General features: G+C 73.1%; 18 protein-coding genes. 15 read left to right on the top strand and 3 right to left on the bottom strand.

Translation table 11 applies throughout. From position 1 onward, the window contains the following. Positions 1-132: 132 nt before the first annotated feature. Positions 133-1,857 carry an IclR family transcriptional regulator C-terminal domain-containing protein gene (locus ACFY7C_RS20050; protein ID WP_389652036.1) on the top strand — a complete coding sequence of 575 codons (1,725 nt, stop codon included), beginning with the start codon at positions 133-135 and terminating at the stop codon, positions 1,855-1,857. An 89-nt stretch (positions 1,858-1,946) separates the two neighbouring features. On the opposite strand, the gene xylB is transcribed toward ACFY7C_RS20050, so the two are convergent. Beyond that, positions 1,947-3,434 (bottom strand): xylulokinase, encoded by a 1,488-nt coding sequence (gene xylB, locus ACFY7C_RS20045; RefSeq protein ID WP_389652033.1) that lies wholly within the window; start codon positions 3,432-3,434, stop codon positions 1,947-1,949. Positions 3,435-3,543: 109 nt separating this feature from the next. Here xylB and xylA point away from each other — a divergent pair, with 109 nt between their 5' ends. The 14 genes from xylA to ACFY7C_RS19975 all read left to right on the top strand — a co-directional run bounded on the left by xylA (position 3,544) and on the right by ACFY7C_RS19975 (position 19,888). Beyond that, entirely contained in the window at positions 3,544-4,713 is a 1,170-nt protein-coding gene (xylA, locus tag ACFY7C_RS20040; protein ID WP_389652031.1) for a xylose isomerase, read from the top strand. Between the two features lie 187 nt (positions 4,714-4,900). Next, on the top strand, positions 4,901-5,551 hold the full coding sequence (locus ACFY7C_RS20035; RefSeq protein ID WP_389652028.1) for a GntR family transcriptional regulator: 651 nt from the start codon (positions 4,901-4,903) through the stop codon (positions 5,549-5,551). Between the two features lie 2 nt (positions 5,552-5,553). Next, positions 5,554-6,456, top strand: coding sequence for a dihydrodipicolinate synthase family protein (locus tag ACFY7C_RS20030; protein WP_389652772.1), 903 nt, complete (start codon positions 5,554-5,556; stop codon positions 6,454-6,456). Next, positions 6,453-8,186 carry an L-arabinonate dehydratase gene (gene araD / locus ACFY7C_RS20025; protein ID WP_389652025.1) on the top strand — a complete coding sequence of 578 codons (1,734 nt, stop codon included), beginning with the start codon at positions 6,453-6,455 and terminating at the stop codon, positions 8,184-8,186. The genes ACFY7C_RS20030 and araD overlap by 4 nt, the downstream gene beginning before the upstream one ends. 186 nt (positions 8,187-8,372) lie before the next feature. Next, positions 8,373-9,311, top strand: coding sequence for a carbohydrate ABC transporter permease (locus ACFY7C_RS20020; RefSeq protein WP_389652022.1), 939 nt, complete (start codon positions 8,373-8,375; stop codon positions 9,309-9,311). Further along, the gene (locus ACFY7C_RS20015; protein ID WP_389652019.1) at positions 9,308-10,201 is read left to right on the top strand and encodes a carbohydrate ABC transporter permease; all 894 of its coding nucleotides are present in this window, start codon (positions 9,308-9,310) and stop codon (positions 10,199-10,201) included. Before ACFY7C_RS20020 ends, ACFY7C_RS20015 begins: the two co-directional genes overlap by 4 nt. Next, on the top strand, positions 10,198-11,370 hold the full coding sequence (locus ACFY7C_RS20010) for a Gfo/Idh/MocA family protein (protein ID WP_389652016.1): 1,173 nt from the start codon (positions 10,198-10,200) through the stop codon (positions 11,368-11,370). Before ACFY7C_RS20015 ends, ACFY7C_RS20010 begins: the two co-directional genes overlap by 4 nt. Continuing rightward, complete coding sequence (locus tag ACFY7C_RS20005; RefSeq protein ID WP_389652013.1) at positions 11,367-12,212, top strand: PmoA family protein; 846 nt, start codon at positions 11,367-11,369, stop codon at positions 12,210-12,212. The genes ACFY7C_RS20010 and ACFY7C_RS20005 overlap by 4 nt, the downstream gene beginning before the upstream one ends. Continuing rightward, positions 12,209-13,807 (top strand): family 43 glycosylhydrolase, encoded by a 1,599-nt coding sequence (locus tag ACFY7C_RS20000; RefSeq protein WP_389652011.1) that lies wholly within the window; start codon positions 12,209-12,211, stop codon positions 13,805-13,807. The genes ACFY7C_RS20005 and ACFY7C_RS20000 overlap by 4 nt, the downstream gene beginning before the upstream one ends. 127 nt (positions 13,808-13,934) lie before the next feature. Continuing rightward, complete coding sequence (locus tag ACFY7C_RS19995) at positions 13,935-15,275, top strand: ABC transporter substrate-binding protein (RefSeq protein ID WP_389652008.1); 1,341 nt, start codon at positions 13,935-13,937, stop codon at positions 15,273-15,275. Continuing rightward, positions 15,272-16,075 carry a rhamnogalacturonan acetylesterase gene (locus ACFY7C_RS19990; RefSeq protein WP_389652005.1) on the top strand — a complete coding sequence of 268 codons (804 nt, stop codon included), beginning with the start codon at positions 15,272-15,274 and terminating at the stop codon, positions 16,073-16,075. The genes ACFY7C_RS19995 and ACFY7C_RS19990 overlap by 4 nt, the downstream gene beginning before the upstream one ends. A 2-nt stretch (positions 16,076-16,077) precedes the next feature. Further along, complete coding sequence (locus ACFY7C_RS19985; protein ID WP_389652002.1) at positions 16,078-17,472, top strand: polysaccharide lyase family 1 protein; 1,395 nt, start codon at positions 16,078-16,080, stop codon at positions 17,470-17,472. 85 nt (positions 17,473-17,557) lie between these two features. Beyond that, entirely contained in the window at positions 17,558-18,694 is a 1,137-nt protein-coding gene (locus ACFY7C_RS19980; protein WP_389652000.1) for a pectinesterase family protein, read from the top strand. A gap of 57 nt (positions 18,695-18,751) precedes the next feature. Continuing rightward, positions 18,752-19,888, top strand: coding sequence for a pectate lyase (locus tag ACFY7C_RS19975; protein WP_389651997.1), 1,137 nt, complete (start codon positions 18,752-18,754; stop codon positions 19,886-19,888). Between the two features lie 46 nt (positions 19,889-19,934). On the opposite strand, the gene ACFY7C_RS19970 is transcribed toward ACFY7C_RS19975, so the two are convergent. Next, entirely contained in the window at positions 19,935-20,777 is an 843-nt protein-coding gene (locus ACFY7C_RS19970) for an SMP-30/gluconolactonase/LRE family protein (RefSeq protein WP_389651995.1), read from the bottom strand. After that, a complete protein-coding gene (locus ACFY7C_RS19965; protein WP_389651993.1) occupies positions 20,774-21,547 on the bottom strand; it encodes an IclR family transcriptional regulator in 774 nt (257 codons plus the stop codon). The genes ACFY7C_RS19970 and ACFY7C_RS19965 overlap by 4 nt, the downstream gene beginning before the upstream one ends. Positions 21,548-21,712 lie beyond the last annotated feature (165 nt).

Here is a 21,712-nt window from a genome sequence, read left to right as displayed (position 1 = left end):
CGCACGGCCGGCCCGGGGGAGGACCTTCCACCCGGGCCGGCCGTCGCCGTGTCGGACCGTGCCGTTCCCCGTCCCGTCCTCCTCTCGCTGTTCGTATAGTGAAGAGCTCTTCGCCACGAATCCGGAGGGCCGATGTCACCGACGCACGACACGACGGCCGACCCGGCTGCCGACGCACCGCCCGAGGCGGTGACACCGCTGTTGCGGGGGATCGGTGTGCTGCGCCGGCTCTCCGACGCGGGCGGGCGCATGCCGGTCGGCGACCTCGAACGCGCCACTCGTCTCGCGCGGTCCACCGTCGACCGGATCACCGGCACGCTGGCCCGCATGGGATACGTACGGTTCGAGGGCCGGGACGTCGTCCTCGCGCCCCGGCTGCTCGACCTGGGCAACGCCTATCTGGCCTCGGTGCGGCTGCCCGATCTGCTCGGCGGGCGGGCCGACGCGCTCGCCGAGGAGCTGGACGAGTCGGTGTCACTCGCGGTCCCCGACGGGGACGGCATCCGCCTGGTCCACCAGTCGACCCGACGCCGTGCGATGGCGGTGAGCTTCCGCATCGGCGACCTGCTGCCCGCCGAACGTACCGCCCCCGGGGTTTTGTTCGCCTCCGAGTGGAACGAAAGGGCCTGGGAGCGGTGGCGCGAGCGACGGGCCGCCGATCCGCGGGGCCGGGACCTTCCCGCGATGGCGGTGCGGGAGGCGGCCGCCGAGGGCTTCGAGGAGCGGGCCGCCGCGGCGGGGAGGTCCGGCTGGGCCGTGGACGACCAGCTGGTCGAGCCGGGGCTCGTGGCGCTCGCCGTGCCGGTGCGCGGCACCGACGGGCGGATCGCCTGCGCGCTGAGCACCGTGAGCCACACCAGCCGGCACGACGCCGCCTCGCTGCGCGAGGCGCTGCTCCCCCGGCTGCGGTCGGCTGCCGACGCCATGGAGCGGACGCTGCGGGAGGCGTCCGCCGCGCCACCCGGCGAGCCGCCCTCGGCGACTCCCGCCGCGGCGCCCACCGAGACGCCCGCGGCGACGCCGGGCGCCCCGACCGGGCTGGCCGCCTGGACGGGGGCGTCCAAGCAGGAGCTGGGGCGGGGGTTCGTGGAGTCGCTGGCGCGCGGGCTCACGGTGCTCACCGCGTTCGGCGAGGGCCCTGCCGCACTGTCGCTGACGGCGGTCGCGCAGGCCACCGGCCTGGCCAGGGCCACCGCGCGGCGGGCCCTGATCACCTGGGAGCACGTGGGCTGTGTGACGGCCGAGGGCGGCGCCTTCCGGCTGACCCCGGGCGTGCTCTCGCTGGGCTTCGCGCCGTTGTCGCGGACCACGCTCACCCGGATCGCCCAGCCGCATCTGGCGGCCCTGGCCGAGCGGGTGCGCGAGTCCACCTCGCTCGCCGTGCTGGTCGGCGACGAGGTCCAGTACACGGGGCGGGTCGAGACCAGCCGCATCATGAACGTGGACATCACCCTCGGCACCCGTTTTCCCGCGTACGCCACCTCCATGGGCCGGGTGCTGCTCGCGGACCTGCCGGCAACCGAGCGCGCCGCGCGCCTCGCCGGCACGGAGCGGCGCGCCCTCACCCCGTACACCGTGACCGGGCGCGCCGAACTCGGGGCGATCCTGGAGCGCGTGGGACGGGACGGCTACGCCCTGGTCGACGAGGAGCTGGAGGTGGGGCTCCGGTCGATCGCCGTGCCGGTGCGCGACCGGACGGGGCGGGCCGTCGCCGCCGTGAACGTGGCCCTGCACGCCAGCCGCAGGTCCCGCCAGGAGTGCGTGACCGAGGTCCTGCCGGAGCTGGCGGCGACGGTCGCCGGGATCGAGGCGGACCTGCACGTCACGGAGCGTTTCGCCCGGGTACCGACCTACTGACCTCCTCGTCGAGCGCCCGCGAGGGCGAGCTGCGGCGGCGTGCCGCCGTTCCCCCTCACCCGCCCGGCCGCGCCCGGCTCCAGCCCTCCTCAGCTCAGCAGCGTGGGCGCCGCCCGGTCCAGGACTCCCGCGATGCGGCTCCAGGTCTCCTCGTCCCGGTCCACGGGCGGCAGGGTGTCGCCCTGGCCCGTTCCCCAGGCGCGGGCGAGCGCGACCGGTTCGGCGCCGGTGGCCGCGGCGGCGGCGAGGGCCGCGGCGCCGAGGGCGACGAGTTCGGTGGCGGCGGGCACGACGAGCGGGCGGCCGGAGAGGCGGCGGACGGTCTCGGTCCACGCCCGGCCGCGGGCGCCGCCGCCGATCAGCCGGAGCGGCCGGTCGCGTACGGCGGGATCCGCGGGGTCGAGGCCGCAGGCGGCGAGGAGTTCGTCGAGGGCGCGCAGCACGGTGAAGACGGCGCCCTCGTAGGCGGCGCCGAGCAGCGCGGGAGGCGTGCTGGAGTGTCGCAGGCCGGTGAGCAGTCCGGTGGCGTGGGGCAGGTCGGGGGTGCGTTCGCCGTCGAGGTACGGCAGGAGGACGAGCCCGTCGCCGGGTGCGGCGTCCTCGCGGTCGAGGCCGAGGAGGGTGGCGATCCGGTCGACGGCGAGGGTGCAGTTGAGGGTGCAGGCGAGCGGGAGGTAGCCGCCGTCGGCGGCCGCGAAGCCGGCGATTCCGGGGCTGGCGGGGCGGGTTCGGGTGGCGGTGAAGACGGTGCCGGAGGTGCCGAGGCTGACGACGGGGTGGTCGAGGAGTCCGCCGCCGCCGTCGGCGCCGCCGAGGCCGAGGCCGATGGCGGCCGCCATGTTGTCGCCGGTTCCGGCGGCGACGGCGATGCCCGGCGGGAGGCCGAGGGCCTGGGCGGCGGTGCGGGTGAGGCCGCCGACGTGGGTGGCGGCGGTGGGTGCGACGGTCGGAAGGAGGGCCGGGTCGAGGCCGAGGAGGGCGAGCAGTTCGGGGTCGTGGCGGGCGCGCGCGGTGTCGTACCAGCAGGTGCCGGAGGCGTCGCCGGGGTCGGTGACGGCGGTCCCGGCGAGCCGCTCGGTGAGGAAGTCGTGCGGGAGCCGGACGGCGGACGTGCGGTCGGCGGTCGCGGGTTCGTGCTCGCGCAGCCACTGCCACTTCGCGGCGGTCATGGAGGCGACGGGGACCGATCCGGTGCGGGCGAGCCAGGCGTCGGGGCCGCCGAGGGCGGTGGTGAGGGCGGCGGCCTGGGGTGCGGAGCGGGTGTCGTTCCACAGGAGGGCGGGGCGCAGGGGGCGGGCGTCGGCGCCGAGGACGACCAGGCCGTGCTGCTGTCCGGCGACGGCGATGCCGGTGACGGCGGCGGGCGGGACGGCGGCCCGCTTCAGGCCGTCGGCGACGGCCGTGGCGAGGGCGCTCCACCAGACCTCGGGGTCGGTCTCGCGCGCGCCGTTGTCGCCGGTGACGGTGTGCGGCGCGCGGCCGAGGGCGAGCAGGGCGCCGCTCGAGGCGTCGACGACGGCCGCCTTGGTGGACTGGGTGGAGCTGTCGAAGCCGATGACCACCGGGCGCTCGGGCATGGGCCACCTCTCGTTTCCCGGGTGCGGGCTCTGGCGCCCGACGGCTCCCCGGCTGTATTAGTTATCTCAGAAAACAAATCTGGCGGCCAGCCTCGCGAAGGAGCCGGACATGCCGCAGAACCTCCTCCCCACTCCCGACGACCGCTTCACCTTCGGCCTGTGGACGGTCGGCTGGCAGGGGCGCGATCCGTTCGGGGACGCCACCCGACCGGCCCTCGACCCGGTCGAGTCGGTCGAGCGGCTCGCCGCCCTCGGCGCGTACGGCGTCACCTTCCACGACGACGACCTCATTCCGTTCGGAGCGGAAGAAACCGAGCGCGAGAGGGTCGTCAAGCGGTTCCGGGCGGCGCTCGACCGGACGGGTCTGAAGGTGCCGATGGCCACCACCAACCTCTTCACGCACCCGGTCTTCAAGGACGGCGCCTTCACCGCCAACGACCGCGATGTGCGCCGCTTCGCGCTGCGCAAGACCCTCCGCAACATCGACCTGGCCGTCGAGCTCGGCGCCTCCGTGTACGTCGCCTGGGGCGGCCGGGAGGGCGCCGAGTCGGGCGCGGCCAAGGACGTCCGGGTCGCGCTCGACCGCATGAAGGAGGCGTTCGACCTGCTCGGCCAGTACGTCACCGAGCAGGGCTACGCGCTGCGCTTCGCGATCGAGCCCAAGCCCAACGAGCCGCGCGGGGACATCCTGCTGCCGACCATCGGGCACGCGCTGGCGTTCATCGAGCGCCTGGAGCGGCCCGAGCTGGTGGGGGTCAACCCGGAGACGGGCCACGAGCAGATGGCCGGGCTCAACTTCCCGCACGGCATCGCGCAGGCGCTGTGGGCGGGCAAGCTCTTCCACATCGACCTCAACGGCCAGTCCGGCATCAAGTACGACCAGGACTTCCGGTTCGGCGCGGGCGATCTGCGCCAGGCGTTCTGGCTGGTCGACCTCCTGGAGACGGCCGGCTACGGGGGGCCACGTCACTTCGACTTCAAGCCGGTGCGCACCGACGGCTTCGACGGGGTGTGGGAGTCCGCGAAGAACTGCATGCGCAACTACCTGATCCTCAAGGAGCGCGCCGCCGCCTTCCGCGCCGACCCCGAGGTCGTGGCCGCCCTGGCCGCCTCCCGTCTGGACGAGCTGGCCGCCCCGACCGCCGCCGACGGGCTCGCCGGCCTGCTCGCCGACCCGACCGCGTACGAGACCTTCGACGTGAGCGCCGCGGCGGAGCGCTCGATGGCCTTCGAGCGCCTGGACCAGCTGGCTCTGGAGCACCTGCTCGGCGTGCGCTGACCCCTCTCCCCCGCATCACGGCGACCCCGTCGGCTCCGGCCGACGGGGTCGTTCCGCGTTGACAGCAAGCGCTTTCCAGAAATCGTGCGCGAAGCATTGACGGAACATCAACGCCCCCTTAGCTTCAACGGCGTTGCACTTCGTACGTCATATATGAGACGCGATACGCGAGATCTGAGAGTGCGTCATGGCCTTCGCCGCCCCCAGCCCCATCCCGTCCCGCACCCAGTTCGTTCTGGAGGCGATCAAGCACGACATCCTCACCGGCGGTCTCAGTCCCGGCCAGGCCCTGGTGGAGACCGAACTCGCGGCACGCTTCGGCGTGTCGAAGACCCCGGTGCGCGAGGCCCTGAAGACCCTCGCCGGGAGCGGGCTCGTGGTGCTGAACCAGTACAAGGGCGTCACGGTCCGGATGGTCGACGCGGACATGGCCCGCGAGGTCTACGACGTGCGGCTCCTCCTCGAACCGGAGGCGGTCCGCAGGACGGTGGCCGCCCGGGCTCCCCTGGACGCCGCCCGTGAGGCGCTGCGCCGGGCCGCCGTCGCCGACGACACGGCCGAACGCTCGCTCGCCAACCGGGAGTTCCACCGGGCGCTCTACCTCCCCTGTGGCAATCCGCTGCTCGGCCGGATGCTCGACGAGGTCCGGGACCAGGCGGCCCTGGTCTCCACCGTGGCCTGGGCGGCCATTCCCTCCTGGGAGCGGGAGGCCGCCGAGCACGAGGAGATCCTGCGCCTGGCGGCCGCCGGGGACGTCGAGGGAGCCGGGCGGGCCGTCCACGACCACATCGCCTCGTTCGTGGCCCGCGCCTTCCCCGAGCCCGAGGAGACGGTGTGAGCATGCGGTTCGACGACCTGAGGGCCGCCCTCGCCGACGTGGTCGCCATCCCGGTGACCCCGTTCGCCGCCGATGGCGGTCTGGACACGGGCACCCACCGGGCGCTGCTGCGCCGGATGCTCGACGCGGGGGTGCGCACCCTCACCCCGAACGGGAACACCGGCGAGTTCTACGCCCTCACTCCCGAAGAGCGCTTTCGCGTCACCGAGTTGACCCTCGAGGAGGCCGCCGGGCGGGCCGCCGTCCTGGTCGGTGTCGGCCATGACCTGCCGACCGCGATCGAGACCGCGCGGCACGCACGGGAGGCGGGCGCCGGGATGCTGATGGTGCACCAGCCGGTGCATCCGTACGTCTCCGCCTCCGGGTGGGTGGACTACCACCGGGCGATCGCGGAGTCCGTGCCGGAGCTCGGGATCGTGCCGTATCTCCGCAACCCCCGGCTGAGCGGGACCCGGCTCGCCGAGCTGGCCGACATCTGCCCGAACGTGATCGGCGTGAAGTACGCCGTCCCCGACGCGGCGCACTTCGCCGGCTTCGCCCGGGACGCGGGCCTGGAGCGGTTCGTGTGGGTGGCGGGGCTCGCCGAGCCGTACGCCCCCTCGTACTTCGCGGGTGGTGCGACCGGTTTCACCTCCGGTCTGGTCAACGTCGCTCCGGCGCTGTCCCTGGAGATGCTGCACGCCCTGCGCGCGGGCGACCATCGGGCGGCGATGAAGGTGTGGGAGCGGATCCGCCGCTTCGAGGAGCTGCGGGCGGCCGAGGGCAGCGCCGACAACGTCACGGTCGTCAAGGAGGCGCTGGCCTCCCTCGGTCTGTGCCGGCGCGACATCCGGCCGCCGAGCCGCCAGCTGCCCGAGGCGGTCCGGGCCGAGGTCGCCGGGATAGCCGCCGGGTGGCCGGTATGAGCGCCGGTGCGGGGCGGCGTCCCGAGGAGCTGCGCAGCCACCAGTGGTACGGCACGGACGGCCTGCGGTCCTTCAGTCACCGGGCCAGGACCCGGCAGCTGGGCTATCTGCCCGAGGAACACCTCGGCAAGCCGGTGATCGCCGTCCTCAACACCTGGTCCGACATCAACCCCTGCCATGTCCATCTGCGCGACCGGGCGCAGGCGGTGAAGCGCGGTGTGTGGCAGGCGGGCGGCTTCCCGCTGGAGTTCCCGGTCTCGACGCTGTCGGAGACCTTCCAGAAGCCGACGCCGATGCTCTACCGCAATCTGCTCGCCCTGGAGACCGAGGAGTTGCTGCGGTCCTACCCGGTGGACGGGGCGGTGCTGATGGGCGGCTGCGACAAGTCGACGCCGGCCCTGCTGATGGGTGCGGCCTCGGTGGACCTGCCGACGGTGTTCGTGCCGGCCGGGCCGATGCTGCCGGGGCACTGGCGCGGGGAGACCCTCGGCTCCGGCACGGACATGTGGAAGTACTGGGACGAGAAGCGGGCCGGGCGGATCGGCGAGTGCGAGCTCGCCGAGCTGGAGAACGGGCTCGCCCGCTCCCCCGGTCACTGCATGACCATGGGCACGGCCTCGACGCTGACGGCCGCGGCGGAGACGCTGGGCGTCACCGTCCCGGGGGCGTCGTCGATCCCGGCGGTGGACTCGGGGCACGACCGGATGGCGGCCGCGTCGGGGATGCGGATCGTGGAGCTGGTCCGGGAGGACGTGCGGCTGTCGCGGATCCTGACCCGCGAGGCGTACGAGGACGCGGTCGCCGCGGTGCTCGCGCTGGGCGGCTCGACGAACGCGGTGATCCATCTGATCGCGATGGCGGGGCGCTCCGGCGTCCGGCTGACGCTCGACGACTTCGACCGGATCGCGCGGACGGTGCCGGTGCTCGCGAACCTGCGGCCGGGCGGGCGGTTCCTGATGGAGGACTTCCATTTCGCCGGCGGCATGCCGGGGTTCCTGTCGCGGCTGACGGACGTGCTGCACCTGGACCGGCCGACGGTCGCGCACCCGACGCTGCGCGAGCAGCTGGCGGGAGCGCTGGTCCACGACGAGGAGGTGATCCGGCCGCGGCGGCGGCCGCTGGCCGATGAGGGAGGGGTGGCGGTGCTGCGCGGCAACCTGTGCCCGGACGGGGCGGTGATCAAGCACATCGCGATGGAGCAGCGGCTGCTCAAGCACACCGGTCCGGCGGTCGTCTTCGACGACTACCGCACGATGCAGCGCACCATCGACGATCCCGCGCTCGGCATCACCCCCGACCACGTCCTCGTGCTGCGTGGCGCCGGCCCGAAGGGCGGTCCCGGCATGCCGGAGTACGGGATGCTGCCGATCCCCTCGTACCTGCTCGAGCAGGGGGTGAAGGACATGGTGCGGATCTCCGACGCCCGGATGAGCGGCACGAGTTACGGGGCCTGTGTGCTGCACGTGGCGCCCGAGTCATACGTCGGCGGACCGCTCGCGCTGGTCCGCACCGGGGACGCGATCACGCTCGACGTGCCCGGCCGCTCGCTCCGCCTGGAGGTGGACGAGGAGGAGCTGGCGCGCCGCGCGGCGGAGTGGACACCGCCGCCGGCCCGCTACGAGCGGGGGTACGGCGCCCTGTACAGCGAGCAGATCACGCAGGCGGACACGGGCTGCGACTTCGCGTTCCTGGCCCGGCCTGGGGTCACGCCCGATCCGTACGCGGGCTGAGCCGCCACCTCACCCCCCTCTTCTCCTCGGTCCGGTACGGGGCCTCCGCCTCGTACCGGCCCCGTACCGGCCCCGTCCGGACCGCATCCGGCCCGCACTCCGGTCCCACCTGTCCGACATACCGAACGTCATCCGCGAAGCGCTTCACCATCGCGCCGCACCCCGCACCAGAACGGAGCCGCCGTCATGGCCACAGCTGTGACCCCACCGCCCCGGGCGGTGCGCCCGCCCGGGCGCCGCCGCGCCGGAGGCCCCCCGCGCCGACTGCCGTATCTGCTGATCGCGCCCGCCGGGCTGCTGATGCTGGGCTTCATCGCGTATCCCGTCCTCAGCGTCTTCTACTACAGCCTCCAGCACTACAACCCCACCAAGCCGTGGCGGAACGGCTTCGCGGGGCTCGCGAACTTCACGGAGCTGTTCACCGAGGACCCGCACTTCTGGGGGACGCTGGCCTTCAGCCTCAAGTGGGTCGTGGTCGAGGTGTCGCTCCAGCTGCTCTTCGGTCTCGCGCTCGCGCTGATCGTGAACCAGACCTTCGTGGGGCGGGCGCTCGGCCGGGCGCTCGTGTTCTCGCCGTGGGCCGTCTCCGGCGTCCTGACCTCCGCGATCTGGGTGCTGCTCTACAACTCCCAGACGGGGATCAGCCGTTATCTCGCGGACGCCGGCATCGGTTCGTACGGCACGTCGTGGCTGTCCGACACGGCCACCGTCTTCCCGGCCGCGATCGTGGCCGACCTGTGGCGCGGGGTGCCGTTCTTCGCCATCCTCATCCTCGCCGACCTGCAGTCCATCCCGAAGGACCTGTACGAGGCGGCCGAGGTCGACGGGGCGAGCCGGCTGCGGCAGTTCCGGCACATCACGCTGCCGCACCTGAAGGACGCGATCGTGCTGTCCACGCTGCTGCGGGCGGTGTGGGAGTTCAACAACGTGGACCTGCTGTACACGCTGACCGGCGGCGGGCCCGCGGGCGAGACGACCACCCTGCCGTTGTACATCGCCCACACCAGCGTGGACGCCCATGACTTCGGCTACGCCTCCGCCCTGACCACGGTGGCGTTCGTGATCCTGCTCTTCTGCTCGACGGTGTATCTGCGCCTGAGCAAGTTCGGAGGCGAGAACCGATGACCGTCCTCGACCGGATCGAGGTCCGGGCCGAAGCGGCCGCCCCGCCCGGAACGCCACGGAACCGCAAGCGGCACCGGGCGTGGGACGAGGTGCCCCGCTGGCAGATCTATCTTCCGCTCGGAGCGTATCTGCTCTTCACCCTCATCCCCTTCTACTGGATCCTGCTCTTCGCGCTGCGCCCGGCCGGCTCGACCTCGCTCGTGCCGTGGCCGATGACCACGGCCCACTTCGAGAAGGTGTGGACCGAGCGCAGCTTCGCCACCTACTTCGAGAACAGCGTGTACATCGGCGTCGCGACGCTCTTCCTGACGACGGTGGTGGCCCTGGCCGGCGGTTACGCGCTGGCGCGCTTCGAGTTCCGGCTCAAGAAGGGCTTCATGCTGGCCCTGCTGTGCTCGCAGTTCGTGCCGGGTGCGCTGCTGCTCGTGCCGCTGTTCCAGATCTTCGCCGGGCTGCGGATGATCAATTCGTTCGGCAGCGTGATCATCGCGGAGACCGTGTTCCAGCTGCCGCTGTCGATGATCCTCATCAGCGGCTTCATCAGGAACGTGCCGTACTCCCTGGAGGAGGCCGCCTGGGTCGACGGCTGCGGGCGGTTCAAGGCCTTCCGCATCGTGGTCCTGCCGCTGCTGCGGCCCGGTCTGGTCGCCGTCGGCTCCTTCGCCTTCGTCCACGCCTGGAACCACTTCCTCTTCGCCCTGATGTTCCTCAGCAACCAGGAGAAGCAGACCATCCCGGTCGGCCTCAACACGCTGATGGGCGCGGACAGCGTCGACCTCGGCGCGCTCGCGGCCGGCGGGGTGATCGCCGCCGTGCCGGTGGTGATCGTGTTCGCCTTCATCCAGAAGTGGCTGGTCACCGGCTTCAGCGCGGGGGCGGTGAAGGGATGAGCGCGAACAACCCGATCCTCACGCCCGTCCCCGTGGTCCTCGCGGGGGCCCGCGGCCACGGCCGCTGGCACCTGGCCGAGCTGCGCCGCCTGGAAGCGGCGGGTCTCGTCCGGCTCGCCGGGGTCTGCGAGCTGAGCCCGCTGGACGCCACGGAACTGGAGGGCTTCGACGCACCCGCGCAGTCCGCGGACCTCGACGCGCTGCTCGCCGCCACCGGCGCGCGGATCGCGATCGTCTGCACCCCCATCGCCACCCACGCCGAGCTCGCCCTCGTCGCCGCCCGACGCGGGGCCCGTCTCCTCCTGGAGAAGCCGCCGGCCCCCTCGTACGCGGAGTTCCTGCGGATGACGGAGGGCATCACGGCGGCCGGGGTGGCCTGCCAGGTCGGGTTCCAGTCGCTCGGCTCGCACGCCGTGCCCGCGATCCGCGCGCTGATCGAGGACGGGGCGATCGGCGAGCTGCTCGGGGTCGGCGGGGCCGGGGCCTGGGTGCGCGACGAGGCGTACTTCCGGCGGGCGCCGTGGGCGGGGCGGCGGCGGCTCGACGGTGTCGACGTCGTCGACGGGGCGCTGACCAACCCGCTGGCCCACGCCGTCGCCACCGCCCTCGCGCTCGCGGGCGCGCCGCGTGCCGAGGACGTCGTCCACATCGAGACGGAGCTGTCCCGGGCGCACGCCATCGAGTCGGACGACACTTCCTGCGTCCGGATCGTCACCGCGGCAGGCCCGCAGGTGACGGTCGCGGCGACGCTGTGCGCGGAGACGGCGGCCGAGCCGTACGTGGTGGTGCACGGCAGCCGGGGGCGGATCACGTTCTGGTACAAGCAGGACCGGGTGCTGCTCCAGCGGGCCGGTCACGGCCCGGTGGAGACCGTCCACGGCCGCACCGGCCTGCTGGAGAACCTGGTCGCCCATGTGACGGCCGGCGAAAGGCTGTTGGTGCCGCCGGAGGTGACGGGCGCGTTCATGCGGGTGGTGGAGGCGGTGCGGTGCGCCCCCGACCCGGTGGCGCTGCCGGAGGAGTTCCGGCGGACTGTACGGGAGGGGGGCGGACAGCGGCGGACGGTGCCCGGGATCGGGCGGCTGGTCGACGAGAGCGCCGAGACGCTGCGGCTGTTCTCCGAGCTCGGCGCGCCCTGGGCGCGGCGGGCCGAGGCGGTGGTCCGGTGAGCGCGACCGACGTCCTGGAACTGCGCTGCGCGGGGCGGACCGTGGCCTCGTACACGACCCGGCCCGGACTCTCCCCCCACCATTCCCCCCGTCCGTATCTGCACCCGGTGACGACCCTGGCCGGGGTGCCGGTCAGCGAGCTGGTGCCCGCCGACCATCCGCACCACCTGGGGGTGTCGGTCGCCGTGCCCGACGTGGCCGGCCACAACTTCTGGGGCGGGCGGACCTTCGTCCGCGGCCGGGGGCCGACCGAGCTCGCCAACCACGGCACCCAGCGGCACGAGGGCTTCGCCCGGCTCGCCCCGGACGGTTTCACCGAGCTGCTCAGCTGGACGGCCGGCGATGGAGTTGTTCTCCGAGAGGAACGAATTCTGCGGGTGCGGGCGCTGAGCCCCACGGCGTGGGCACTCGATCTGGGCTTCGCGCTGACCGACGCGTCCGGGACGGGGCTCTCGATCGGCAGCCCGGCGACCAACGGGCGGCCGGGCGCCGCGTACGGCGGGTTCTTCTGGCGCGCGCCCAAGAAGGCAACGGCGCCCGCGGTGTTCGGCGCGGCGGGGGACGGCGAGGACGCCGTGCACGGGCGGCACGGCGACTGGGTGGCCTTGGCGGGCGAGGGCTGGACCCTGGTGTTCGCCGGGGCGGACGAGGAGACCCGGCGGGATCCGTGGTTCGTCCGCGCCGCCGAGTATCCGGGCGTCGGTTCCTCCCTCGCGCAGGACCGCAGGCTCGACGTCCCCGCCGGGGGCACGGTGGTACGGCGGGTGGTCACCGTGGTGGCCGACGGCCGGCTCGACCGGGCGCAAGCCGCGGCCCTCGCCCGAGAGGCGGTGACCTCATGACCGCTCCCGACGGCCCGCACGACCCGCACGACCCGCACGGCCCGCACGACCCGCACGCATGGCACGACCTGCCGACCGGGGACCTGGGCGACGGCACCTACCGCAATCCGGTGCTCGCCGCCGACTGGTCCGACCCCGACGTCGTCCGGGTCGACGACGACTTCTATCTGACGGCGTCCAGCTTCGGACGCGCCCCGGGCCTGCCGCTCCTGCACTCCCGCGACCTCGTCAACTGGACGCTGATCGGACACGCCCTGGAGCGGCTGCGGCCGGAGGCGGCGTTCGCCGCGCCCCGGCACGACGCCGGGGTGTGGGCGCCGTCGCTGCGCCACCACGACGGCCGGTTCTGGATCTTCTGGGGCGATCCCGACCACGGGATCTTCCAGGTCAACGCCCCTTCGGTGCGCGGCCCGTGGAGCGAGCCGCACCTCGTGAAGGCGGGCCGGGGTCTGATCGACGCGTGCCCGCTGTGGGACGAGGAGAGCGGCGAGGCGTATCTGGTGCACGCCTGGGCCAAGTCCCGGGCGGGCTTCAACAACCGGCTGACCGGGCACCGGATGAGCCCGGACGGCACCCGGCTCCTGGACGCGGGGACGACGCTCGTGGACGCCGACCGGATCCCCGGCTGGTTCACCCTGGAGGGGCCCAAGCTGTACCGGCACGACGGCTGGTTCTGGATCCTCGCGCCGGCCGGCGGCGTGGCCACGGGCTGGCAGGGCGCCTTCCGCTCGCGGTCGTTCACCGGCCCGTACGAGGAGCGAGTGGTCCTGTCCCAGGGCGACACCCCGGTCAACGGCCCCCACCAGGGCGGCTGGGTGCGCACCCCGCGCGGCGAGGACTGGTTCCTGCACTTCCAGCAGCGCGGGGCGCACGGACGGGTGGTCCACCTCCAGCCGATGCGCTGGGACGCCGACGGGTGGCCGGTGCTCGGCCGGGACGGGGCGCCCGTCCTGGTCCATCCGAAGCCGGACCTGCCGGCCCAGCCGCCGTCGGCGCCCGCGCACGACGACCGGTTCCCGGGCGGGCGGTTCGGCCGGCAGTGGCAGTGGACGGCCAACCCGGCGGAGGGCTGGACCGTCGGCCACGCGGGCGACGGACTGCGGCTGACCTGCGGGCGGACCGAGCTCCTTGACGATCTGCGGGCCCTGCCGCAGATCCTCACCCAGCGGATGCCGGCCCGGGCCTGCGCAGTGGAGGTGGAGCTGGATCTGGACGCCCGGGCGACCGCGCCAGGGGCGAGGGCCGGTCTCGTGGTCCTCGGTGACGCCTACAGCTGGATCGGGCTCGCCCGTGAGGGCGACGGCTCGGTGCGGCTCGTCCACCGCTTCGCCCCGGCCAACGCCGACCGGGAGCGGGACGCGGCGCCGTCGCTGCCCGCGCCCGAGGGCCGGGCATCCCTGCGGATCGAACTGACCGCCTACGCCCGGTGCCGCTTCGCGGCGGACACGGGCGGGGGATTCGTTCCGCTCGGTCAGGAATTCGCCGCCACCCCCTGGCGGTGGGTCGGGGCGCTGCTCGGCCTGTTCGCCGCGGCACCGCCCGGGACGGGGCACGCCGGGACGGCCGGGTTCACCGCCTTCCGCATCACCCCGTAGAGCCGTTTCCGCTACGCCGCCACCGACCCGCCCCCACCACCCCACGTACTCCCCGACACCCACGTACTCCCCCCACCCCCACGTACTCCCACCCACCCCGCACGACCCCGAGAGAAGAGAGCCGACGATGAACGTCTTCCGTGGCGGACGGCACAGAGCCGCCTGCGCCCTCGCCCTGACCTCCGTGCTCGCGCTGACCGTCTCCGCCTGCGGCGACGACGGCAGCGGCGCCGCCGGCGACAAGGGCGGCGAGGGCTCGGGCAAGGGCGAGATCACCTTCTGGGACAACAACGGCGGTGTCCGCACCGACATATGGAAGGAGATCATCGCCGACTTCGAGAAGGCGAACCCCGACATCAAGGTGAAGTACGTCGGTATCGCCTCCAAGGAGGTCCAGTCCAAGTACGACACGGCCATCCAGGGCGGCGGCCTGCCCGACGTCGGCGGCGTCGGCGCGGCCATGCTCGCCGGGATCGCCGCGCAGAACGCCCTGGAGCCCCTGGACGCGCGGGTCGACGCGAGCCCGCTCAAGGGGAAGCTCAACGCGGGCATGGTGGAGAGCGTGAAGTCGGCCGGCGGCCAGGGGAAGCTGTTCACCGTCCCCACCTCGGCCAACAACGGCGTCCTGTACTACCGGACCGATCTGTTCAAGGCGGCCGGCCTGAAGGAGCCCACCACCTGGTCGGCGTTCTACACGGCCGCCGAGAAGCTGACGGACCAGAGGAAGAACCGCTTCGGCTACACGATCCGCGGCGGCGCCGGATCCGTCGCCCAGGCCCTGGACGCCGTCTACGGCCAGAGCGGCATCACCGACTTCTGGAAGGGCGACAAGACCACCGTCAACGATCCGGCGAACGTGGCGGCGCTGGAGAAGTACGCCGGGCTGTTCAAGCGGACCACCCCCGCGGCCGACGTGAACAACGACTTCACCAAGATGGTCGCCCAGTGGGACAGCGGCGAGATCGGCATGCTCAACCACAACCTGGGCTCCTACCAGGACCATGTGAAGGCGCTCGGCACGGAGAAGTTCCGGGGCATCCCGAACCCGACCAAGGACGACGGCACCCGGGTGCAGGTCTCCAACCCGGTGGACGGCCTCGGTCTGTTCTCCTCCAGCAAGAACAAGGCGGCGGCCTGGAAGTTCATCGAGTACGCCGCCTCCCACGAGGCCAACAGCAAGTGGAACAGGTCGGCGGGCGCCATCCCGTCGAACACCGAGGCCGCGAAGGACGCCTGGATCCAGCAGTCCGAGCCGACCCGGCTCGCCGCCGAGGCCCTGTTCAGCGGCGACACCAGGATCGTGCAGCTGCCGTACTACCTGCCGGACTGGAACACCATCTCGAAGGCCGACAACGAACCCGCCTTCCAGAAGGTGCTGCTCGGCACGATGTCCGCCAAGGACTTCCTCGACGACCTCGCCGAGCAGCTGAACGAGGCGCAGGCCGAGTGGAAGAGCCTGGGCCGGTGACCGTGACCCGCCGCGGTCTGCTGGCGGCCGGGGCGGGCCTCGCGCTCGCCCCGGCCGGGGCAGCGGCCGCCGTCGCAGCCCCGAGGGGGACCCGTATGCGCACCCTGTACGTCGCGGGCGACTCGACCGCCGCCCAGAAGTACGCCGACGCCGCGCCCGAGACCGGCTGGGGCATGGCGCTCCCGTTCTTCCTGCACCGGGACGTCACGGTGGCCAACCACGCGGTCAACGGCCGCAGCACCAGAAGCTTCCTCGCCGAGGGGCGGCTCGGCCCGATCCTGGACGCCGTACGGCCCGGGGACGTGCTGATCGTCCAGTTCGGCCACAACGACCAGAAGACCACGGACCCGGCGCGCGGCACCGATCCGTGGACGACGTACCAGGAGAACCTGCGGGTCTTCGTGACCGGCGCCCGGGAGCGCGGCGCGCTGCCGGTGCTCGCGACCTCGGTCGAGCGGCGCAGGTTCGACGCCGCCGGGACGGCGCAGCGCACCCTCGGGGAGTACCCGGCGGCGATGCGGGCGGTGGCGCGGGAGGACGACGTCCCGCTGCTCGACGTCGAGGCGTTGTCGCTCGCGCTGTGGCAGGAACTGGGGCCCCAGGCGACGAAGACGTACTTCAACTGGACGCCGGCCGAGCAGGACAACACGCACTTCAACCCGCCGGGCGCGATCGAGGTGGCCCGGCTGGTGGCGGGCGAGCTGCTGCGCACGGGCGTCCTCGCGCCGCGCGAGACGCGCCGTCTGGACGACGGGATACCCGCCGGGTGGATCACCTGGCCCTACTCGGAGGAGAGCTGAGCATGGGTCACAACGGGAAAGCACGGGGAGCACGGCACGGCGGGAAGGTGTGGGCGGCGGGCGCGGTCGCCCTGGCGGCGGCGGTCGCCGGCCCGGTGCCGTATGCGCAGGCCGAGCAGACCGAGCAGGGCGGGCCGGTCGCACGGGCCGGACAGGCCGAGCAGGCCGGACAGACCGAGCGGCGCGGGTACGGGGCGTCTTCCCCCGAGCGGGGCGTGCTGGGCGCCGGTGACGGCTGGGCCTCGGAGGGCACCGGGACGACCGGCGGCTCCGCGGCCGTCGCCTCCCGGGTCCTCACGGTCTCCACCTGGGAGGAGTTCCGGGCGGCGCTCGCCCTGCCGGGCACCGAGCCGCGGATCGTCCGGGTCATGGGCACGCTGGACGCGACGGCCGCGGGCTGCGCGGCGTTCGAGGAGCCGGGCTACGACTTCGGCGCCTACCTCGCCGCGTACGACCCGGAGGTGTGGGGGTACGAGAAGGAGGTCAGCGGCCCCCAGGAGGACCTGCGGGCGGCGTCGGCGGCACGCCAGGGCCAGGCGATCAAGGTGAAGGTGCCGGCCAACACCACGATCGTCGGTGTCGGCCGTTCGGCCGGCATCACCGGGGGCAGCCTGCAGATCACGGGCGTGGACAACGTGATCGTCCGCAACCTCACCCTGGAGAGCCCGCTCGACTGCTTCCCCCAGTGGGACCCCACGGACGGGGTGACGGGGGCGTGGAACTCCGAGTACGACAGCATGGTCGTGTACGGCTCCACCCACGTGTGGATCGACCACAACACGTTCACCGACGGGGCCCACCCGGACTCCTCCCTGCCGTCGTACTACGGGGAGCTGTACCAGCGGCACGACGGCGAGCTGGACATCGTGCGGGGCGCGGACCTGGTGACGGCCTCGTGGAACGTGTTCGCCGACCACGACAAGACGCTGATGATCGGCAACAGCGACAGCGCGGGCGCCACGGACCGGGGGAAGCTGCGGGTGACCCTGCACCACAACCTGTTCCGGAACGTCGTCGAGCGGGCGCCGCGGGTCCGGTTCGGCAAGGTCGACGCGTACAACAACCACTTCGTGGTGCCGGGTTCCGCGTACGCGTACTCGCTCGGCATCGGGCAGGAGTCGCAGCTGGTCGCGGAGAAGAACGCGTTCACGCTCGCCGAGGGGGTCCCGGCCGGGAAGATCCTCAAGAAGTGGAAGGACGCTCCGGTCACCACGTCGGGCAACTTCGTCAACGGCCGTGCGGTCGATCTGCTCGCCGTGCACAACGCCGAGTTCCCCGGTGAGGTGCTGCGCGCGGACGCGGGCTGGACGCCCACGCTGCGCGTCCGGGTCGACCGGCCGCAGGCGGTGCCGGGCCTGGTCGGACACCGCGCGGGCGCGGGCCGCGCCCTGCGCTGACCCTCCCGCCCGTTCCCGCCCGCTCCCGCCCGCTCTCACCTGTCTCCACCTGTTTTCCCCTCCCCCGTTCCGAAGGAGCTCCGTCATGCCTTCGTTCAGCCGCCGTGCCCTGCTCACCGCGGGCGCCGGCGCCACGCTCGCCCTCGCCGCGCCCGCCGCGGCGCGCGCACGGGAACGGCGCGGCCCGTCGGGTCCGTTCGGCCGGTTCGGGTCGCCCGCCGCGCGGCTCACCGCGCGCACGCTGTACGTGCACCCGGGCGGCCTCGGCGACCACACCACGGTCCAGGCGGCGGTGTCGGCCGCCGACGGGGCCGGCTGGACGCTGGTCCTGGCACCCGGCACGTACCGCGAGACCGTCGCGGTGGGCCCGGCCCGTGCGGACATGACGTGGATCGGGGCGGGCGAGGACGCCCGGGACGTCGTCGTGGTGTACGACAACGCGGCCGGTACGCTCCGCCCCGACGGCACCCCGTACGGCACGACCGGGTCGGCGACCACCACCGTGCAGGCCGACGGCTTCACCGCCCACCGGGTGACCTTCGCCAACGACTTCCTGCGCGGCGACCTGCCCGGCAACAGCGGGACGCAGGCGGTCGCGCTGAAGGTGCAGGGCGACCGGTCGGCGTTCTGGCACTGCCGTTTCCTCGGCCATCAGGACACCCTGTACGCCGACTCGATGGCGTTGTCCCATGTCGCCCGGCAGTACTTCGCGCACTGCCATGTCGAGGGCGACGTCGACTTCGTCTTCGGCCGGGCGACCGCGGTCTTCGAGCACTGCCGCTTCCACACGCTGCTGCGGGAGGACCGGGCGGACGCGCCGCTGGGCTTCGTCTTCGCGCCGTCGACCGCGCGCACCACGCCGTACGGCTTCCTCGCGTCCCGCTGCCGGGTGACGAGCGAGGCACCGGACGGCTTCTACAAGCTGGCCAGGCCGTGGGTGCCGGGCTCGGACCCGACGGCCTGGCCGTCGCTGGTGGTGCGCGACAGCGTGCTCGGTCCGGGGATCGACGCCGTCGCCCCGTACGCGAACATGCGCGAGGCCTTCCCGTGGCAGCGGCAGCGCTTCGCCGAGTACCGCAACACCGGTCCGGGCGCCGAGATCTCCGTCCCCGCCGACCGGCCCCAGCTGACCGCCGGGCAGGCCGCGTCCGTAACCCGGGCCGCGTATCTCGGGGACTGGGACCCGCGCACCACGCTCCGCCCCCGACGATCCGCCCCCTGAGCTCCCCCGGACGATCCGCCCCTCTGACGACCCCCCTCACGAGAAAGAGCCGCACTCATGTCTCGCACCACCGTCAAGAGCTCCGCCCTGCGCGTGACCACCGCCCTGTCCGTGCTCGCTGCCGGCGCCGGAGTCGGGGTGCTCACCGCCGCCCCGGCCCAGGCCGCGACCCTCGTCGTGTCGACCTCCACTGATCTCGCCAACGCGGTCAGGAACGCCACGCCCGGCACCGTCATCCAGGTCCGCGGCGGTACCTACTATCCGAGCGCCACCCTCCAGTCCACGGCGAACGGCAGCGCCTCCGCGCCGATCCGGCTGGAGCCGTACGGCGCGGAGAAGGTCGTCATCGACGGCTCGAACCTGCCGGCCGGCTCATGGATCTTCAAACTGACCGCCGACCACTGGACGGTCTCACGCCTCACCTTCCAGAACTCCCCGGACAGCGCGGTCGTCTGCACCTCCTGCACCGGCACGGTGTGGAACTCGATCACGACGAGGAACGGCGGTGACTCCGGCTTCACCCTCACCGGCGCCGACACCAACGGCAACACCGTCCGCAACCTGGACTCCTACGGTCACTACGACGCCGCGAACCACGGGGAGAACGCCGACGGCCTGGCGATCAAGTTCGGCTCGGGAAGCAACAACCTGATCACCGGGGCCCGGCTGTTCGACAACTCCGACGACGGTGTGGACCTGTGGTCCTGGTCCAGCCCGGTGACCATCGAGCACACCTGGGCCTGGGGCAACGGCCGGAACCGCTGGTCGGACTCCGCCTTCGCGGGCGACGGCAACGGCTACAAGCTGGGCGGGGACGGCGAGGTCGTCGCCCATGTGGTCAACAACGCGGCGGCCTGGTCCAACGCGGGGAACGGCTTCACCGAGAACAGCAACAAGGGCGCGATCGCGATCAACCGGACGACGGCGTACGCGAACGGCAAGTGGGGTTACTACTTCGCGACCGGTGCCGCCCGGCTGGGCAGGAACCTGGCCGTGGCCAACGGCTCGGGCATGGTGAGCAAGGGCTCTTCGGTGGTGTCGCAGGGCAACAACTGGGACGCGGGCATCGCCACCCCGGCCTTCGTCTCCACCGATCCGACCACCGCGTACGGGGCGCGGAGGTCGGACGGCTCGCTGCCGGCGACGAGGTTCCTCACGACGGGTTCGACGACGATCGGCTCGACGATGAACTGAGCACGGCCCCGGAGGGACACCCGACGGGAGGGGCGGGGGCGGTCGGTCAGCCGGCGAACGCCGTGGCCGGCAGCCCCTGCCCGATCTCCGGGAGGACCAGCAGGGAGCCGGCGAGGGGTTCCGGGTCGGTCAGACCGGTGCGGGCGGTCGTGACGTACAGGTCGCGCAGCCCGGGGCCGCCGAAGGCGCAGGCGGTCGGCCGGCGCACCGGCAGCGGGACGATGCGGTCGAGCGTGCCGGCCGGTGTGTAGCGGTGCAGGCGGCCGCCGTCCCACAGGGCGACCCAGACGCAGCCCTCGGCGTCCACGGCGAGCCCGTCGGGGAATCCGGCGTCCGCCGCGACGGCAGCGAAGGGGCGGCGTTCGACGACGCGGCCGTCCTCCACCCGGAGGGTGTCCACCCTGCGGGTCGGGCTGTCGATGTAGTACGCGAGCCGGTTGTCGGGGCTCCAGCCGATGCCGTTGCTGACGGTCACGCCCGTGAGCAGCGGGGTGACGCGGCCGTCGGGGGTGATCCTGACGAGGTCGCCGCCGCCCGCCCGCTCGTCGTAGCGCATGGTGCCGGCCCACAGGCTGCCGTCGGGGGCCACGGCGGCGTCGTTGCCCCGGCGGCCGGGAACGGGCTCGTGGTGGAGCCAGGAGAAGGTGCCGTCGGTGTCGTAGCGGCCGACGCCGTCCCTGAGGTTGACGACGAGTCCGCCGCCCGTACGGGGTTTCGCGGCGCCGACGTGCTGCCCGGTGTCGGTCACGGTGCGGGCGCCGTCGGCGGGCGCGTAGGCGTGGACGCGCGAGCCGAGGACGTCGACCCAGATCAGGCGGGCGGCGGCCGCGTCCCAGGTGGGTCCCTCGCCGAGGGCGGCGTCCGCCCGCACGGCGACCTCGATGTTCATCGCAGGGCCGTCCGGTGGCCGAGGCGCAGGGAGAGGTCGGCGGCGCCGCGGGCGGCGAGCGCGGTGAGTTCGGTCTCGCGCTCCTCGCTCCAGCGGATGACGGGCACGGAGATGGACAGGGCGGCGACGACCCGCCCCGAGCCGTCCCGTACGGGCGCGGCGACGCAGGAGACGTCGGGGTTGGACTCGCGGTGCTCGGTGGCGGTGCCGCGGGCGCGGATCGCGGCGAGTTCGGTGCGCAGCGAGCCGTGGTCGGTGATGCTGCGCGGGGTCATGGCGGCGAGTTCGCGGCCGTCGATACGGGCGTCGAGCTCGGCCTCGGGCAGCGAGGCGAGCAGCATCTTGCCGACCGAGGTGCAGTGGGCGGGGAGCCGGCGGCCGGCGGCGGAGACCATGCGGACGGCGTGGGTGGAGTCGACCTTGGCGATGTAGATGACGTCCAGGTCCTCCAGGACGGCGACGTGGACGGTCTCGTCGCAGGTCTCGGCGATCTCTTGGGCGACGCGCCGTCCCTCGGCCGCGAGGTCGAGCTGTTCGGCGTAGCGGCTGCCGAGCTGGTGGGTGCGGAGGCCGAGGCGGTAGCGGCCGGGCTGCTCGGGCACGGGGGTGAGGTAGTGACGGGCCGCGAGGGTGGTGAGCAGCTCGTGGGTGGTGGTGCGCGGGAGACCGAGTTTCCGGGTGATCTCCGGGGCGGAGAGGGTGTCGTCGCTCTGCAGGAACAGTTCGAGTATGTCGAATGCCCTGGTCACCGCCGGTACGAGACGCCCCATGGCCGCCACCCCGCCCCTCAGTCCGTTCGAGATTCCGACCATTGGCCGGTATGACGAACTCAGGCTAACCAGGCGGTGGTTCACGGGCAATGGCCGTGCGGGCCATTGACAGCCCGGGGACGGCTGCATACGGTCACGCCACCATTTCGAACGTCTGACGATATC

This window comes from Streptomyces sp. NPDC012769 (assembly GCF_042901205.1).
GTDB lineage: Bacteria > Actinomycetota > Actinomycetes > Streptomycetales > Streptomycetaceae > Streptomyces.
This window is presented reverse-complemented; position numbering and strand designations above follow the sequence as displayed.